Source organism: Streptomyces sp. NPDC056161, from assembly GCF_042268025.1.
In the GTDB taxonomy this organism is placed as follows: Bacteria; Actinomycetota; Actinomycetes; order Streptomycetales; family Streptomycetaceae; genus Streptomyces.
Genome location: NZ_JBHJUV010000036.1, coordinates 31,928 through 49,526, shown reverse-complemented (window position 1 = coordinate 49,526; position 17,599 = coordinate 31,928). Strand labels below are relative to the sequence as shown.

Here is a 17,599-nt window from a genome sequence, read left to right as displayed (position 1 = left end):
ATGCCGACCGCACCCCAGACCACCGACGAGCTGTACCAGGCTCTCAAGGAGAACGACCGGCGACCCTACGGGCGCACCCGTACCGTCACCGCCGAGGAACTCGTCGACGCCGCCGAGCAGTTCACGCAGCCCGTCCCGCTCGTCCACGCTCTCCTGGAACTCCAGGAGGCGTACACCTACGGCTCCGAGCCCCGCAAGTCGCCCGTCGTCTTCGCCCGGCTGCTCACCCTTTTCGACGAGCAACCCGACGTGTTCGACGAGCGCCTGCGGCACACGCTGTTCTGGCGGTTCAAGTGGGTGGCCAACGCCCTGCGCGCGGTGCCCGAGATGCCGCTGACCGCCCTGCGCCAGTGGCTGACGGAGATGCGCGACCGGTACGAGAAGGAAGGTCTCGGCCTCCAGCCCTACTACGGACAGGCGTATCAGCTCGCCGCCCACTCAGGAGAGGACACCACCCTCGCCTACGAGCTGTGGGCGAGCCGCGCCCGCACCCGGCTCAGCGACTGCGAGGCATGCGAGACCTGCGAGCGTGCCCAGTACCACCTCGCCTCGGGCGACGACGAGCGAGCGCTGCGCGCCTGGGAGCCGGTCCTGGGCGGCAAGGAGTCCTGCCAGGAAGAACCGGCCCGCTCACTCTCGTACGCGCTGTTGCCCCTGCTGCGTACCGGCCGCACCGACCGGGCCCGCGAACTGCACCTGGCGGGCTACCGCGGCTGCCGCCGCAACCCCTCGATGTCCCGGGAGGTCGGCCGGCACCTGGAGTTCTGCGCGCTGACCGGCAACGAAGCACGCGGCCTGGAACTGCTCGCCGAGAACCGGAGCCTGTTCGACGAGGTGGACTCACCCCTCGACCTGTGCGACTTCCTCACCGGAGTGGAGGTTCTCCTCCAGCGCGTCGAGTTCCTCGGCCATGGCGAACTGCCCGCCGCCGGTTACGCGGGGCGCACCTGGACGGTGGCCGGCCTGCGCGCCGAAGTGGGGCGCCGCGCCCACGACCTCGCCGCCCGCTTCGACGCACGCAACGGAACCACGGCCCACACCGAACGCCGCAGAGCCCGACTGGACCGCGCCCCGCTCCTGGACGCGCTGGAACTGACCCTGCGCACCCGCACCCTCGATGACGCGGCTCAGGCAGCCCCGGTCGCCGCACCCGCCGCCCGTCCGGCCGCCGCCGTCCCCGACGCGCTGCCCGAACTCATCAACCGGGCAAGGTCGTTGGACGAGCAGGGACACCCGGACGCGCTGGCCTGCTGGGCGCGGCTGCGTACACTCGTCGCCGCCCGCGGATACACCCATCCCGACGACCCGGCCGTGGGCCCGCTCGTGCGGTTGCGCGCGGACCTGCTGGCCGAAGAGGCGAGCCGGGCCGGCGAGAAGGACGAGCTGGCGGAATCCGCCGCCCTCCACGACGAGGCCGCGGCCCTCTACGACGATGCCGGGATGCCGGGTGACGCGGCGATCGCCCGTGCCTGCGCCCTGCTCGCCGCCGCCGAGATCCCCGCGGAAGGCCCGGACGCGGCCGAAGCGAAGGCCACCGCCCTGACTGCCGTGCACGCGTCCCTGGTCCGCCTGTACGAGGAGGCGCCCGGCCTCGCGCCGTACCAGGAGGCCCGCCTGCTGCGGTTGCGGGCGAGCGCGCTCGGCCTGCGCCTGCAGACCTCAAGGAACCAGGAGCACATCGCGCCGGTCCTCGCCGAGGTGGACCTGCTGTACGCGTTCGCCACCCGGCACGAGGTCGTCGGGCAGATTTCGGGCGCCCTGCTGCTGCGGGCCAGCACGTACGCCATCTCCGGCGACCTGCCTGCCGCGGTCACCGAGCTCGACGCCCTCCTGGACCGGCTGAAGGCGCACGGCCCCGCCTGGCATCTGCCCCGCACGCTCGGCCTGCGTGGCCGGGTCCAGCTCGGCCGTGACGCGCAGACCGCGTACGCGGACCTGGCGGAGGGCCTGCGGCTGGCCGCCGAGTGGCCGGCCGGCACGGCCGGCACCGCGCGCCTCCACGGTGACCTGGCCGAGGCATGCATGCACCTTGGGCGACCCGACGAGGCAGTGCGGCACCTGACCCGCTCGGCGGAGCTGGACCTGCGCCACGGCAGCCGGACGGACGCGTTCTGCACGTACAGCAACGCGGCCCGGCTCAGCCTCGACCTCGGCCGGGTCGAGGATTGCATCGCTCTGCTGGACTCGCTGCTGGCCGAGCCGGACGTTGCGGCCGGAGAGCTGGACGACCGGCTCGTCGCCCAGCTGCGCCTGACCCGCGCCCGGGCGCTGCACGCGGGGGAGGACCTCAAGGCAGCCACGGCGGAGTTCGTCGCGCTCGCGGCCGAGTCGGCCGGCTGGGACGACGACCCGGCCGGCCACGGCATGATCGCTGCGGAGACGGCCGTACTCCTCGGCGAGTCCGGCGAGTTCGGCCGGGCCCGCGCGGTCGCGGACCAGGCCCTCGCCGTCTACGCCCGCGCCCCGCGCTACGAGCAGCTCAGCAACTGCCTGCGCGAACTCGCGCGCCTCCAGGCCCAGCAGCAGGGCCGCGACGGCCTGGCCGGCGCCCGCGGCTTCCTCGCCGACGCCGGCCGGATCGCCGAGGACGCCCACGCCGCCGAGTACGAGCCCCACGGCCGTTCCCTGGAGACGGCCCTGGCCTACGAACACGGGCGGGTCAACGCCTACGCCGGCGAGTACGAGGACGCACTGGCCCCTCTGGAGCAGGCCCTGGCTCTGCTCGGCGAGCCGCAACCGGAGGACGACCGCGTCGGCGAGTGGGCCGAGTGCGTCCGCCTCGCGGGTGTCGTGGAGGGCATCTACCTGGAACGCCCGGCCCCCGCCCGCACCCGCCTGGACGCGGCGGTCTCCCGTTTGACCGCCTTGGGGCACACCGAGGAGACCGAACCGCTCGTCTCCTTGGCAGCCCGGTTGCACGACGAGGACTGACACGTCGGCCCGGCGCCGGGACGGCAGACAGCCCGCCCCGGAACCGGGTGAACGCACTTGCGGGTTCTCGAATTTTCGAACCCATCGAGCCGGCCGGTGAAGTTCGGCTGCGCCGGTTTCCTAGGGTGTCCGCCGTGGGCGGTGTGATCAACCCTGGGTTCGCGTGTCGACACCCACCGTCCGGTGGGTCGGCCCGTCGTGATCGGACAGCTCCAGCGACATCGGTTTCGCACCCGGCATTACCCCGCCCTACAACCGTCCGCGTACTTCCGACTCGACCAAGACACTAGCGGTTCCCCCTCACCACGATATATATACCTGAAACGGCTACTGCCATACCCACAGCAATCACAGAAATGAAAAGGCAACCAAGCAGGCTTACGGCGCCGGCGATGGCTGCCCAGCCGAATCGCGCCACTTTCTGCGCATCAATATTGTCACCTTCTTCGTGATCATCGACCCATTCTTTATCGATCACAATTACCTCCTACGAAACCTTACAGGCAAAGTGCCAGCGACCGAATCCTGTGCAAGGAGGCATGCGCGACGCGCGACGTGGACCCGGTGGACGGTGCCGTCGCCGACGGGATCGCCGAGTTCCGTCAGGAGGCGCACCGAGCCGGCCAACACAAAAGTCGCCTGCGCCCGATTCCGGCGGAGAGGGACAGCCATGAGGCAGGCCGCACGCTTGCGCCAAACCGGCAGGCTCGCCGCGGGCCGTACTCAGCCGACGGCCCACCCCGTCGCCAAGACCGGTCACAGTCGATGAATGTCTGGTCCGCTACCCTCAGTAGTCATGCTCGGTAGTCCCGCGCACGGTAGAGCGGCGCTGCCCTGTCTCCAGCCGCCCGGCGAGGGGCGCAGCGGACGCGGGTGCGTCCGGAAACGGGGCGGGGGGTCCGACGCGCCGGTCCTCCGTTCGAAGAATCTCCGCACATGCACCACCGTTGATGGTGACGGAATCACCAGCACCGGAAATCGCAGCAGGGTCGCGCCCACGCGTACGCGTCACGGCGCTCTGAGGGGCCGTGTTCGGCCGACCACCCACAGGGAGATCCACTATGGCGACATTGCTGTCCCTCAACGTGGGAATGCCCAAGGACGTCCCCTGGCAGGGAAAGACGGTCCACACCGGGGTGTGGAAATCCCCTGTCCACGGCCCTCGAATGGTGCGGCGGCTGAACGTCGACGGAGACGGCCAGGGCGACCTGGCCGGGCACGGTGGCGAAATACGCGCCGTCCTCGTCTACCAGGTGGAGTCCTACCAGTACTGGAAAGAGCACCTCGGTCGCGACGACCTGACCTTCGGGAGCTTCGGGGAGAACTTCACCGTCGACGGCCTGCCCGACGACCAGGTGTGCATCGGCGACCGGTACCGCATCGGCGGAGCCGAGTTCGAGGTCACCCAGCCGCGCGTCACCTGCTACCGCGTCGGCATGCGCCTGGGCGAACCCACCATGGCCTCCCTCCTCGTCGCCCACCACCGCCCGGGTTTCTACCTGCGGGTGATCACCGAGGGCCGTGTCCAGGCCGGCAACGAGATCACCCTCACCGCCAGGGGCCCGGAGGAGCTCAGCGTCGCCGACATCGACGCACTGCTCTACCTTCCCGACCGCGATCCCGCGAAGCTGCGCAAAGCACTGAACATACCCGCCCTCAGCCCCGGATGGCAGCAGTCCTTCCGCGAACTCGTGGCCTCCCAGAACCCCGGTCAGGAACCGGGATGGCCGGGCGAGCGGGCCGGCTGCCGGCAGCCCGGGGAGGCGCCGGGATGGCCGGGCTTCAGGGCCATGCGCGTCGCCCGCATCGTCCCCGAGACACCCAGCATCGTGTCGGTCTACCTCGACACCACCGACGGTACGCCGCTCCCCGAGGCCCGCGCGGGCCAGTACCTTTCCATCCGCCTCCCCGTGGACGACGCCGCCCCCACGGTGCGCACCTACTCCCTGTCCTCCGCGCCGACGGCCGGCACCTACCGGATCAGCGTGAGGCACGAGCCGCACGGGAAAGCCAGCGGTTACATCCACGACCGGCTTCACCCCGGGGACCTCGTGGACATCGCCAGTCCCCGCGGAACGTTCGTACTCCAAGAAGGCACCCGCCCTGTCGTCCTCGTCTCCGCGGGGATCGGTGCCACCCCGGTGCTCGGCATGCTCCACCAGCTGGCCGCGGTGCGGGACCCACGCCCCGTCTGGTGGGTACACACGGCCCACGACCGCGCCGGCCACGTCTTCGCGGACGAGGCCCACGACCTCCTCGCGCACCTCCCCGACGGCCACGAGCACATCTACTACACCTCCGAATCACCCCGTCCCGAGGAGGACCACATCAGCCGGGGCCGCCCGACCGCCCGATCGCTCGCCGCCCTGGGCATCCCCGCCGACGCCGACGCCTACCTGTGCGGACCGACCACCTTCATGGACGACCTCGGCCGTCTCCTGCGCGAGCGCGGTCTGCGCCCCGAGCGGATCCACACCGAGCAGTTCAGCGCTCTGTCACCCATCAACCCCGGCGTCACACCCACCGCCTCGGTCCGGCCGCACCAGCCACCCGGCCCCACCGGCACCGGCCCTCTCGTCACCTTCGCCCGCAGCGGCATCGCCACCCCGTGGTCCCCCGACCACTCCTCGCTCCTCGACCTCGCTGAAGCCTGCGACATCCCCACCCGCTGGTCCTGCCGCACCGGCGTCTGCCACACCTGCACCACCCCCCTCGTCACCGGCGACGTCACCTACACCACCCCGCCCCTCGAACTACCCGGGCCGCACACCGTCCTCGTCTGCTGCAGCACACCGACCACCGAAGTCGTCCTCGACCTCTAGCCTGTGTCTGTCGAACGAGTGGCGAAACTCGGGTAGCCGAGGGTTGCTGACGGCGTGCGGAAGCCCGGCTGCCCCGGCCCGAGAACCTGAGCGCCCTTCGGAGTGCAAGACCTGTCGTCCGGCCGCCTTGCCGGACGACGCCGAGTCAGTTCCGCGTGCTCGGGGCCATGCTCGGGTCGGGGCCCGCCGGGTTCCAGTCGTTACGCCGGGTCGATACGGGAGACGGTGCCACCCAGGTCGAGCATGTACAGCTCGCCGTTGCCGCCCTGCACGAACGAGATGACCTCGCCGCCGTTGACTCCGAGGTCGTTCACTCCGGTCACCTTGCCGTTCTCGATCTCCAGGGAACGGAGGGTGCCGTCGCAGTAGTCGCTGAACACGTACTGGCCCTTGAGGTCCGGGATCGCCCTGCCTCGGTAGACGTATCCGCCGGTCACCGAGCAGCCCAGGCCGCTGCGGTCGTACTCGTGGATCGGCGGCACGTGGTTCGCGGGCTCCGTGCCGCCCCGGAAGGGATGGTTGCCCTCCATCTGGGACCAGCCGTAGTTCTCGCCGCCCTTGCTGTCTGCCGGGGCCCAGTCGATCTCCTCCCAGTCGCTCTGCCCGACATCACCGATGAGCAGGTCGCCGGTGCCCGCGTCGAAGGAGAACCGCCACGGGTTGCGCAGCCCGTACGCCCAGATCTCGCCCTTCGCGTTCGGGTCGCCCACGAACGGGTTGTCCGACGGGATCGCGTACGGCTTCCCGCCCCGCGGGTCGATCCGCAGGAGCTTGCCGAGCAGCGTGCCGAGGTTCTGCCCGTTGCCGTGCGGGTCGCCTCCCGAACCTCCGTCGCCGAGCGCGATGTACAGGTAGCCGTCGGGGCCGAACTTGATGTCGCCGCCGTTGTGGTTCGAGTAGGGCTGCGTCTGGGTGAGCACGGTGCGCCGCGTGCTCGGCTGGATCTTGCCCTGCCGCACGGCGAACTCGTCCACGGTACTGGTGCCTTCGAGATTCGTGAACGAGATGTAGAAGTGCGCGAACCCCTTGTCGAACGCGATGCCCAGCAGGCCACGTTCGCCGTCCGTGGTGGTCTCGGCGGATATGTCGAGGACCGGCTTGCCGAGACCGTGGGCGCCCAAAACCCTTACGGTGCCCGCGCGTTCGGCCAACCAGACCGTGCCACCGGGACCGGCGGTGCCGGCGGACGGATTCTGGGCCGTGGCCACTTCCGTGAGCGCGACCTTCGCTGCCTGACGCGGGGCGGCGGACTCGTCGGCGGACGCCGTGGTGAAGGCGAGGGAAGCGACGAGGCAGACGGTGCCGACGATCGCTGAGCTTCTGGTGCGAACTTTCACCGTGATCCTCCTGGATGCGGTGAACGGGGAAGGTCACCCGGCTGCTTGGGCAGGTTCAGGGGGTGTTCGCCCGCGCCAGCACGCAACCTGGGTGGGGGATGGTGTGCTACTGGCCACGGATGAGAATACTGGGACAACGGTGCTTGGTATAGACCATGACTCCAGCCATCTCCCTCCGTTCTGCTTTCGGCCGCGCCCGTCGCCCTCGATCCCCGGCGCTTTGCACCGCTGGGCCACCGCGGCGAAAGCCGGTCCGGATACAGTGAGGTCGGTTCGGCCGGATACCTCGTTTGCTCCCGGTCATCACCGGATCCCCCGACAGCGCCCTGGCCGTCGCGCGCCCCCTCCGGTCACACCCCCACACCACCACGTCCCGCGCGTCCCGCCTCCACCGGATCCGGAGGCGGGCCCTCGGCCTGCCACACCCTCACGTTGAGGCTCCCGCCCATTCGGCCCGATGCGCTCGTGCCGGTGGTCGAGGTGCTTCCGACGGAGGGCGGACCTACTTCAGGGCCCGGATCGGGGGATTGACAGTCATCAGGATCGGCGCGACGGTGAAGGCTCTCCTGTGACCCGAGACCGGAGGTCGCTCCTTGGCCGGTTCGCCAGCACCTCGTTCGGACACCGACCTCGTCGAGCGCGTACGCGAGCTCCAGCCGCTCATCCGCTCGCACGCCCTGCGCACGGAGCAGCGACGGCGGGTTGCGGGCGAGGTCGTCGAGGCTCTCACAGGCGCCGGGATCCACCGGATGAACGTTCCGCGCCACTACGGGGGTTACCAGACCTCGTTGCGGACTCAGGTCGACGCGCTGAGCGAGGTCTCCGCCGCGTGTGGGTCGGCCGGGTTCATGGCGTTGATCCAGGCCGGGTGTGCGTTCATCGCGGCCCTGTTCCCCGACGAGGCCCAGGACGAGATGTTCACCGGTCCCGATGTACGGATCGGTGGCACGCTCATCCCGAGCTCGAAAGCCGTTCCGGTGGACGGCGGTTATACGGTGAGCGGAAAGTCACCCTTCGCGACCGGCTGTCAGGACGCCGACTGGCATCTGCTGACCGCACAGGCCGACACCGGGGAAGGCCCGCCGGAGATGCTGTGGCTGGCGATACCCATGACCGATCTCACGGTGCTGGACGACTGGAACGTCTCCGGTCTGGCCGGCAGCGGCAGCAACACCGTCGTCGCCCGGGACGTGCACGTGCCCGCCCGTCGCGTCCTGCCGGTGGGCCCGTTGCTGGCGGGCGCGTTTCCGTCGCTGCGTAACAGCGCCGACCCCTTCTACCAGATGCCGGTGCTGCTGCTGTTCAGCGCCTGGACGGCCGCGAACGCCCTGGGTCTGGCACGGGCGGCGCTGACGGAGTTCAGGGAGCGCATCCACCAGCGGGGCATCACGTACACCTTCTACGAGAGCCAGCACGAGGCCCCCGTGACACATCTCCAGTTCGCCGAGGCCGAGCTGAAGGTCTCCTCCGCAGAACTGCTCGCCGCCGACTTCGTGGGACTGATGGAAGCCAGGGTGGCCGACGCGGAGCCGTACACGACGCAGGAACGAGCCCGGATCAGGGCCCAGTGCGGGTATCTGACGCGGTTGTGCAAGGAGGCCGCCGACCTGATCGGGTCAGCTTCGGGTGCCTCGTCCCTGCACCGGGAGGTGCCGATCCAGCGGATCGTGCGGGACCTCAACGCCCTGAGCCTGCACTCCTTCGTCAACCCCACCGCCAACCTGGAGCTGTACGGCAGGGTGCTGTCGGGGCTGGACGCCAGGACACCGTTCCTCTAGTTGTGCTTCAGGGGGACGGGATACGGCCAGGACCTGGAACGGGATCCGGCCTGAGTACATTGGTCGCGGTGCGGCGGCTGCCGCCCCGGAAGACACCTCCTTGAGAGGTTCGCCGGGACTTCCCGTAGACGCTGGTTGCCGACGTCCTCGGCGCAGAACGGTGCGCGGTCCCGGCGCACGACCTCGACCGGGTTCCGAACCTGCCGGACTCAACGGCTGAACGGGGTCGCTTTTCTCCCGACGACGGCGGCGCCGCGTAGCAGAGCGGCGCCGTCGCCGTCGGCGCAAGCGGCGAGTCCGTCCCGGTGGGGCGTCGGTGGTGGGACGATGGCCTCCTTCGTCCAGTTTGCCAGGAGGGGACATGCCGACTGACGTCCGTGCGCGGCTCGCCGAGTTGGGGCTGGCACTGCCCGAGGTGAGTGCCCCCAAAGGCGCCTACGTGCCTGCCGTGCGCAGCGGCAGACACATCTTCGTCGCCGGCCAGATTCCGCTCACCGGTGGAAAGCTGACGGCGACCGGGCGGGTCGGTGCGGAGGTGTCGCCGGAACGGGCACGAGAGCTGAGCAGGCAGTGCGCGCTGGCGGCGCTGGCCGCCGCGGGCTCGGTCGCCCCGCTGGAGGCGGTGGTCCGGGCGGTGAAGGTGGTCGGGTACGTGGCCTCGGCGCGCGGTTTCCTCGGGCAGGCCACGGTGGTGGACGGGGCCGGTGAACTGCTCGCCCAGGTGTTCGGGGCGGCGGGCCGCCCGGTGGGCAGTGCGGTCGGTATGGACGTCCTGCCGCTGGATGCGCCGGTGGAGATCGAGGTCGTGCTGGAGGTCGATGAGGGGAGTGGACGGTAGCGGTCCGTCTCCGGTCAGGCGATGGGGACGGCCGTGCCGGTCACTTCGATGCCGCCGGTCGGGTCCGCCGGGATGCCCACCGTGAGCAGACTCGGCCGGCCCATGTCGACGCCCTGGTGGATGGTCAGTACGGCGGGCGGGTCGACGAGACCCAGGCCGCGGAGGTATCCGCCGAGGGCCGCCGCCGCGGCGCCGGTGGCCGGGTCCTCGACGACGCCACCGGGCGGGAAGGGGTTGCGGGCGTGGAACACGGTGTCCGTCTCGCGGTGCACCAGGGCGACGGTGGCCCAGTCCCGGCGGGCCATGAGGGCGCCGAGCGCGGACATGTCGTAGTCGAGGTCGGCGAGGCGCGCGCGGTCGGCCGCCGCGATGACCGGGTGCCAGGCGCCCGCGTAGGCGGCGCGCGGCGGCAGGGCCGGGGCGAGGTCGGTCGCGGACCAGCGCAGCGCGTCCAGCAGTTCGGCAAGATCGGAGTCGGTGATCTCCGCGGTTCGTGGTTCGACGCTCACCAGGGTGGCCACCAGGGAGCCGTCGGGGCGGGCCGAGGTGGTCACCGGGACCGGTCCGGCCATGGTGTGCAGCAGCAGGTCGCCGACGCCGTGCCGGTCAGCGTGGGCGACGGCGGTGGCGATGGTGGCATGGCCGCAGAAGGACACTTCGGCCTTCGGGCTGAAGTAGCGGACGTCGAGCGTGCCGTCCGGGCGGGGGGTGGCGAAGGCCGTCTCCGAGTACCCGACCTCCGCAGCGACGGCGCCCATCGTCGCCTCGTCCATGCCCGAGGCGTCCAGTACCACGCCCGCCGGGTTGCCGCCGGCCGGATCGAGACTGAAGGCCACATACCGCAAGATGTCCATTGACACAACGTATCGACTCGGTCACTGAGACGTCAAAAACCGTGGGCAGTTGACGACACGTCAAGTCCACTCGTTCGAAGGCGCGGTGCTCACGCCCAGGTCAGCAGGCGGCCCGAGGAAGTGAGTCCCACCGCGAAACCCAGGGCGATCCTGCGGCCGCCCCGGCTGGGCCGCACCGCGTGGAACCAGCGCGGGTCGATCAGCAGGGCCTCGCCGACCCGCGGGGAGATCTCCAGGGACTCGGTACCACGGACGACCGTCTCGTCGTACCCGTAGGAGGCGGGCCGCCTGTGGGCCTCGTCCTCGGGACGCCATCGGTGCCGCCACAGGACCGTCTCGCCACCCGACGGCGGCACGGCCAGGTAGAGATTGAAAGCGAACTGGCCGATCAGGGGCGTGTCCAGCAGCTCGCCGGCGTACTCGCGCAGCGCGTCGTCGAAGTGGACCAGGAAGCCCTGGTTGGGTTCCCGGGCGACGCCGTCGCCCAGTTCGCGTCCGCCCCTGCGGCCGACCTCCACGCCACCGGGCCAGTCGGCACCGAGCCCCTCCCGGCAGACCAGGAACGGGTCGAAGGACAGGCCGAGCCCCTTCCAGGCCGCACGATGCCCCTCCAGGGCCTTCCAGTAGGCGTCGGCGACCCCGCCGTCCGCCATGTGGTCGCTGACGCCCACGCCGAACCGCATGACCTGCGGCTGCACACGGGTGCTGCCGTAGGAGTCGAAGGCCCGCTCCTCCAGGGCGCTGAGCACTTCTTCGCACCGCTCGCGCGGGAGGAAGCCAGGCACCCGGATCGCCGCGTGCCGTCCTGCGGCGAGGCCGGCGAGCAGATCGTGGGTGAAGGCGGACGCGGTGGCGACACGGAAAAAGGGGTCGTGCGACGGTGTCGCCGCCAAGCCCTGGACGGAGTTCCCTGATGCCATTCGTGAGCCCCCTGGCACGTGTGGACGACGGTGGCGAGACCGCGACGCCTATCCCGGATGCGCTCCGCTGGTGGAACGGAACGCGGTCTTCGCGTCGAATTCGAGTGCCTGGCGCCCGGTCTCCAGCGCCTCCATCGCGATGCGCCGTCCGAACTCCGCCTGCATCTCCTCCAGCTCGCTGCCCGGCGGGCCCCATGTCAGGGCCTGCTCGTCGTCGGTGTCAGGGGGAAGAGAAGTCATCGACGGACCTCCGCGCGCTTCGGTAGGGGACGCGTCACACAGGGTGAGGCACTGTCAGGCTACGCGCAAGCCCGCCACCCCGAAGGAAAATCGACCCAACTCCCTTGCGAGAAACGGGTTTCAGGTCGGCATCTCCCGCACAGCCGTCTCCAGCAGCCCCCGGGCCTGCACTGACAGAGGGTGTTCGGTGTTCACCACCCGGTCCAGATCGTGCACCAGGGTGCGCAGTTCGTTCACCGCTTCGGGGGTACGACCGCGTATTCCCAGGAGTACGAGGACGAAGGTGAAGCGCAGTCGCATCACGAGGTTGGAGTCCACCGGCTGGGAGGCGTCCCGCAGGGCCTCGCGGATGACCTGCTCCGCCTCGTCCGCGCGGTCCTGGCCCAGCAGCGCGTGGGTCAGGGTCTCCTGCACGCGGAGGGTCTCGGGGGTGGCGGGCGGCCAGTGGTTGCGACGGCTGATGCTGAGGATCTTCCGCGCCTCCGTCTCGGCCTCCTGGTGGGATCCGAGAGCCACCATCGTGCGGGCCAGGGTGTGGCGCACCACGAGGGTGTCGTAGTGCTCGGGGCCGCGCACCTCGTTCTCCGCCTCGACGATGGAGCGCAGCATGACCTCGGCCTCGCGCTCCCGGCCTGACTGCTCGTTGATGGTGCGGGCGAGCTTGTGCCGACTGGCCAGGGTGTCGGCGTGGTCCTCGCCGAGGATCCGGGTCCGCGCCCGCACCACCAGGGCCAGCACTTCCTCGGCCTGGGGCAACTGCTCCCGGTCGAGATGGATGCGCCCCTGCTCGTGGCGCAGGCCGAGGATCTCGCGGTCGTCGCTGTCGAAGCCGTAGCAGGTGCAGCGTTCGACGAGCGGGACGACGAGGTCGTAGGCGGGGCCGAGCAGTCCGGTGGCGATGAGGTAGCGCGCGGTCAGCCGGGCCAGTTCCAGGGCCTCGGTGCGCACGGTGCGGTCGGATAGCTTGAGGTCGCCGAGCAGGCATGCCCGGGACACCTCAAGGGCGTGCGGGCTGAGCGCCTCCCACAGGGGCCAGTTGGCGGGGTGGTCGGGGTTGCAGTGCAGGGTGACGGACCGGAGCATGCGTACGGCCAGGCCGTAGTGGTCGGCCGGGCGCCGCTGCACCTCCTCGTCCTCGCGCAGGACGCCGTGCACGACGGGGTGCAGTGTCAGCAGGCCGGCCAGTCTGCGGTCGGTGACACCGTCGCGTTCGTAGGCGTCGACCAGGCCCAGTTCCTCCAGGCCGGCCAGGGCCGCGCTGATGCTCGCGGGGGTGGCACCGGGGAAGAGCGGGGACTGGGCGAGCACGGTGTCGGTGAGCAGGCAGCGGTAGGGGACGGGGGCGATGCTGAGGCAGGCGAGGACCTTCAGCAGGGCGGGGGCCTGCGGAAGCTCGTGCTGGGTGAGCAGGTCCAGGCCGATCCCGCAGACCTTCTCCACGATCTCCTTGCCGAGGAGTTCGCTCAGGTGCGGTCCGTCCTGGTCGGCGACGGCGTCATCGCGCGGGGCGACGGTACGGCGGAACGCCTCGAAGTCCCTGATGTCACTGTCCAGGGAGACCTTGCTCTGATGGACGGTCTTGATCACGTCAGCGGCCTGGCGAAGGGCGAGCGGCAACCCGCCGAGCTGCCGCGACAGCTTTCGTGCCTCCTCGTTGGTGCCACCGAGGCCGCCCGTGCGCTCCAGCAGCATGGAGGCGCCGTCGTCCTCGTCGAGCGGCAGCACCTGGTGGATGTACGCGGCGTCGCCCCAGGCGGACCTGCTGCGCACCCGGCTGGTGACGATCACGGTGCCCTGCGCGTTGCGCGGGATGCGCAGCCAACTGGTCCCGCCGACGACGGGACCGTCACGGGGGCCCAGCCGCTCGGGGTCGTCGGCGTTGTCGAAGACCAGCAGCCAGGGATCGGGGCAGGCGTCCAGGAGGGTCCAGACCAGGTCCATGGCCGTGCCCACGAGCCAGGCCCGTTCCACGGTGATCGACGGGGCGCCGAGATCGCGGGCGATCATGCGCATCCGGAGGTTGAGTTCGGGCGCGGACACCCACCAGACGCGGTGCCCGGCGCGCCGCGCACGGTCGGCCGCCTCCAGGGCGATGCGGCTCTTGCCCGACCCGCCCAGGCCCGCCACGACGTGGACGTTCCTGCGGGCCTGTCCGGACAGGAGGTGAGCCACCAGCCTGCGCCGGTCCTCACCCTTCAACTGGCCGTCCTCCAGTTGCGCGTACGGCGGCAGCGGGAAAGGGGCGAGATCCGGGTCCTCGACCGCCGTGGTGTCGGTTCCGCCCGGCGCGCCGTCGGCGGGGATGCCGGGCCGGGGGACGGCGAGGGGACGGGCGTCCGCCGGCGCGGGGAGCGCGTCCTCCGGCTCGGGGACGTCCCGTCCGGCCTCCAGTACGGCCGCGCGGACGGCGAGGTAGGAGGCGGAGGTACGGTCGGCGGGCTGGACGATGGAGAAGTGGTCCGCGGTGATCACCCCGCCCTTGGGGAAGACACCGCGGGCTACGACGGGCGGCACGATCTCGTCGGAGGTCCCGCCGTAGGCCCGCACGGGTATGGGGCACTCCTGGTCGCTGTGGCCTCTGGCGTGCACGACCGCGCTGAGGACGGTTCGCTGAGCCTCCGTCACTGCCCGGTCGAACGGCCTGAGCTGCTGCTCCTGCGGGTTGCGCCAGATCTTGAGCCACTTGCGGACGGTGAGGAAGAAGCCCGAACCGGTATTGGGGCAGGCGAACATGGTGAAGTTCTTGACACGGGCCAGGTCGGCGCCCTCGCCGTGCCACAGCTTGCGAGCCAGGAAGCGCTGGACGACCAGGCCGCCCTGGCTGTGGGTGACGAGCACGATCCGCTCGGCGTCCGGGAGCCGGGTCTCCAGGAAGGTCCCGAGCTGGTCGGCGATGTCGTCGGTCTCGGCGACCCGGCGGTCCGGACGGAGCCGGACGAGCGGGGAGTCGTACTCGAAGGGGTGGACGTCGACCCGGTCGGCCAGTTCGGGATCGGTACGGATGAGCGCGGCGAACGTGTCCCACACCTTCGCGGAGGAGAACAGACCGTGCACGAGCACGAGGTGGACGCGCATCGATGCCATCACGAACCTCCGCGGTCGGAAGGAGTGTTGCGGCAGAAGGAATTCGATCGGAGGCGAAGGAGCAGCCTGTTCAATGATGCACGAGGCGCCCGTGAGGTCCCTAGACCCGTACTTCGCGGGCCGGTGATCCGTATGGAGAGACCTGACCGGGGACGACGGGGCCGGGGGCGGCGTTGGCCGGGTGCGTCGATGGCTTCCGGGTCCCCGCGGCCACGGTCCGAGGGGCAACTCCTGAAGCGTGGTGACGTCCGTGGCGGAGCAGTGCCCGGATGCTGTGCTTGTTGCTGCGGAGTTCCTGCGCCCGCTCGATCGAGGTGGCCGGCATCGTCGACGACCTGTGCCGGCCCACCGCGAGCCCGCACCTGACGCCTGGCCAGTCATCGAGGCTCTGATCGCGGACGGTCCACCTCGCCGATGCCGCTGTTCCGGGTCGGCGGCTGGGGCCCGTCTCGTCCGTGGGTGCTCGCGATCGAGCCGACCTGCCGGTCAACAGGTACGCGCACGGCCCGCGTGGGTCAGCGGTTCCTCCGTTGTTCCTCGGGTCGCAGCCGGCGTCGGTCCGCGGCATGTCGCGTACTACGCACTGCCGCGTTCGTGGACCTGGGCCACTGCCGGCCGGCCGTGGCGCGGAAGTCGGCGGTCATGCTGTGCGGGTACGTGCTGTGACCGCGGTCCGAGTCAGCGTGTACAGGTTCGAGGAGTCCGGGTCGCCGATGTACACGTACATCGTCGGGCGGTCCGGCGTTCCCCCCACGTTCCAGTCCGCCATGCTGCATCCGTCGAACGACAGCGTGATCGCCTGGGCCCACGGGCTGTCGCCGGCGTCGTACTTCCAACTGCCCGCAGCGGTGCAGTCGCGCACCACGTCATTGAAGTCGTCATCAAGGGAATAGGTGTTGAGACCTGTCGCGGTGACCGTGCCGTCCGGGGCGAAGACGAGCGTGCCGCCCTGCCCGTCGGTCCATGTGCCGACGATCCGTTCCCCACTCAGCCGCGGTGGCCGGTACTCCTCGACCAGGCCGCTGTACACGGCAATGCCGCCAAGGAGCACGGTCGTGACGACGGCGAGCGTCCCGTACAGCGCGATCCGGCCGAACATCGCACCACCCGTGACAGTCCGCCGGTCCGGCAGGAGGAGCCTGCGGGCCACCAGCGCTGGTGCGCTCAGTGCCGCCGTACCCATCAGCCACCCCCACACGCCCGGCAGCAGATCTGGTCTCCCTCCCGAGGCTACGTACCACGCGGCGAGCGGCGCGGTCACGGCAACGGCCGCCACCGACGGAACCCACCACCAGACCTCGCGTTCCGAGAACCTGCGTCCCAGCCACCCGGCCAGCGCGAGGACCGGCATCACGAGACCCATCGACACCACGAGGCTGACCATCGCTCCGGCCACCGCGACGAACGGCAGAAACAGCACCGCCATCGAGGAGTGGCCGCCCGGGTTCTCCTGAGCCAGCCCCAGAAAGAAACGGACGATCATGCCGATCACGGCCTCGACGCCCAGCATCGACGTGGAGGCGAGCAACACCGCGCCGAACCGGTCGCGCACCCCTGACAACGGCCGTCTCCCCGCCCACGTACTCATGGCGCACCCCTCCCGGCCGGACCCCACGGCGGGCCGCATGGTACGCCGCGGCGACCGGGCGGACGGTCACCGGGGCGGCGGGCGGGCCGCCGGCGGGGGAGGACGTGTTGGATGCTGAGGGCCGATTGCCACAAGCCTTGGGCTCCGTCGGCCGACCACAGCCGGTGGATCGCGGCCTCGGCCAATGAGACTGCGGTCAAAGCCGAATCCCCAGCGAGATCCATCCTGCCGAGGCCGAGGCCGAGGCCGAGTGCGAGCTGAGAAGCTCGTGGGGCCGGTCTCTCAAGATTGGGAGACCGGCACCTGGGTGTTTCCAGCCAGCTCAGAAGGTGTCTGGCCTGTTGTTTGCGGAGGGGTTGCTGGTTCAGCGGATGTGGACCGTTGCCACCTCAGAGGTGTGCAGGCGTACGGGGTGGTTGTCGTGCTTGCTGGTCAGTCCGTACAGCACCGCCCGGAATTCCAGGTTGCCGCGGCGCGCGGCGGTGCCCCGTGCGGTGACCCGCGCGTCGCCCTGGGCCGGGGTGCTGCAGTTTTCCTGGTGCCACCCCTCGCCGTAGCCGTTCTCCTCCAGGCACAGCTGATGCAGGTAGCCGGCGCTGTCGTCGTCGCCCTGCGCCTTGATCGTGATGGTCTGGCCGGCATGTGCCGTGCGCGGAGCCGTGATGTCGACAGAGCCCTTGGCGAACGCCGGCACGGCGGCCAGAGTCACTGCGGCCAGACCCAGCGCGCCGATCACCGCCACACGGCTGCCCCGTGCCTTCAGCCCGGCCTTCTTCGTCCTGGTCATGGACTTCCCTCTCGTGGGCCTCTCCGCCTGGTGAGACCCGTCCCCTTTGGTGAAGGCGCCCGGTGCGCCTTGCTGATCTTCTAGATGGGCTGGTTTTTGCGCCCGTTGCGCTTCGCTCGGCGTTGTTACGGATCCACGACAAAACCCGTGCGTCATGCCTGATTTCCCTCAACGGTCACCAAATCGCTTCTCGGGAGCGGCACGTGCTGGCCTGCGCGGTCCGAAGAGGGGTACGGACACCGGTCGGGGAGCGAGCTGCATACGCGCTGTTGGACTGGCAGGCCACCAGCCGGACTGGTCCGCCGAAGGGCAAGGTGGTGCGGTCGCCGTCCGAACTGCGCGAGTGATGGCGGAAGTCGGTGATCCGGGCGTTCGGGCCTTGTCCCCGAAGAGTGGGCACCTGTTCGTGTCGTTGTACGA

At 70.4% G+C, this 17,599-nt stretch carries 12 protein-coding genes; 4 read left to right on the top strand and 8 right to left on the bottom strand.

Annotated elements, in window-relative coordinates:
- Nucleotides 1-2,931 carry a hypothetical protein gene (locus ACFC09_RS29300; protein ID WP_376533335.1) on the top strand — a complete coding sequence of 977 codons (2,931 nt, stop codon included), beginning with the start codon at nucleotides 1-3 and terminating at the stop codon, nucleotides 2,929-2,931.
- 286 nt (nucleotides 2,932-3,217) lie between these two features.
- Here ACFC09_RS29300 and ACFC09_RS29295 read toward each other — a convergent pair whose 3' ends face one another.
- Nucleotides 3,218-3,409, bottom strand: a complete 192-nt coding sequence (locus ACFC09_RS29295) for a hypothetical protein (RefSeq protein WP_376533334.1) — start codon at nucleotides 3,407-3,409, stop codon at nucleotides 3,218-3,220.
- A gap of 583 nt (nucleotides 3,410-3,992) precedes the next feature.
- Here ACFC09_RS29295 and ACFC09_RS29290 point away from each other — a divergent pair.
- Nucleotides 3,993-5,753, top strand: coding sequence for an MOSC domain-containing protein (locus tag ACFC09_RS29290; protein ID WP_376533333.1), 1,761 nt, complete (start codon nucleotides 3,993-3,995; stop codon nucleotides 5,751-5,753).
- Nucleotides 5,754-5,953: 200 nt separating this feature from the next.
- On the opposite strand, the gene ACFC09_RS29285 is transcribed toward ACFC09_RS29290, so the two are convergent.
- The gene (locus tag ACFC09_RS29285) at nucleotides 5,954-7,090 is read right to left on the bottom strand and encodes a PQQ-dependent sugar dehydrogenase (protein ID WP_376533332.1); all 1,137 of its coding nucleotides are present in this window, start codon (nucleotides 7,088-7,090) and stop codon (nucleotides 5,954-5,956) included.
- Nucleotides 7,091-7,683: 593 nt separating this feature from the next.
- Here ACFC09_RS29285 and ACFC09_RS29280 point away from each other — a divergent pair.
- Complete coding sequence (locus ACFC09_RS29280) at nucleotides 7,684-8,868, top strand: acyl-CoA dehydrogenase family protein (RefSeq protein WP_376533331.1); 1,185 nt, start codon at nucleotides 7,684-7,686, stop codon at nucleotides 8,866-8,868.
- 361 nt (nucleotides 8,869-9,229) lie between these two features.
- The gene (locus ACFC09_RS29275) at nucleotides 9,230-9,706 is read left to right on the top strand and encodes a RidA family protein (protein WP_376533330.1); all 477 of its coding nucleotides are present in this window, start codon (nucleotides 9,230-9,232) and stop codon (nucleotides 9,704-9,706) included.
- Between the two features lie 14 nt (nucleotides 9,707-9,720).
- On the opposite strand, the gene ACFC09_RS29270 is transcribed toward ACFC09_RS29275, so the two are convergent.
- The 6 genes from ACFC09_RS29270 to ACFC09_RS29245 all read right to left on the bottom strand — a co-directional run bounded on the left by ACFC09_RS29270 (nucleotide 9,721) and on the right by ACFC09_RS29245 (nucleotide 17,179).
- Nucleotides 9,721-10,560: a PhzF family phenazine biosynthesis protein gene (locus tag ACFC09_RS29270; protein WP_376533329.1), complete on the bottom strand. Its 840-nt coding sequence runs from the start codon at nucleotides 10,558-10,560 to the stop codon at nucleotides 9,721-9,723.
- 89 nt (nucleotides 10,561-10,649) lie between these two features.
- Entirely contained in the window at nucleotides 10,650-11,480 is an 831-nt protein-coding gene (locus ACFC09_RS29265; protein ID WP_376533328.1) for a proline hydroxylase, read from the bottom strand.
- Between the two features lie 48 nt (nucleotides 11,481-11,528).
- Nucleotides 11,529-11,720 carry a hypothetical protein gene (locus ACFC09_RS29260; protein WP_376533327.1) on the bottom strand — a complete coding sequence of 64 codons (192 nt, stop codon included), beginning with the start codon at nucleotides 11,718-11,720 and terminating at the stop codon, nucleotides 11,529-11,531.
- Nucleotides 11,721-11,840: 120 nt separating this feature from the next.
- Complete coding sequence (locus tag ACFC09_RS29255; RefSeq protein ID WP_376533326.1) at nucleotides 11,841-14,804, bottom strand: alpha/beta fold hydrolase; 2,964 nt, start codon at nucleotides 14,802-14,804, stop codon at nucleotides 11,841-11,843.
- Between the two features lie 640 nt (nucleotides 14,805-15,444).
- Complete coding sequence (locus ACFC09_RS29250) at nucleotides 15,445-16,392, bottom strand: hypothetical protein (protein WP_376533325.1); 948 nt, start codon at nucleotides 16,390-16,392, stop codon at nucleotides 15,445-15,447.
- Between the two features lie 364 nt (nucleotides 16,393-16,756).
- Nucleotides 16,757-17,179 (bottom strand): hypothetical protein, encoded by a 423-nt coding sequence (locus ACFC09_RS29245; RefSeq protein ID WP_376533324.1) that lies wholly within the window; start codon nucleotides 17,177-17,179, stop codon nucleotides 16,757-16,759.
- Nucleotides 17,180-17,599: the final 420 nt, after the last annotated feature.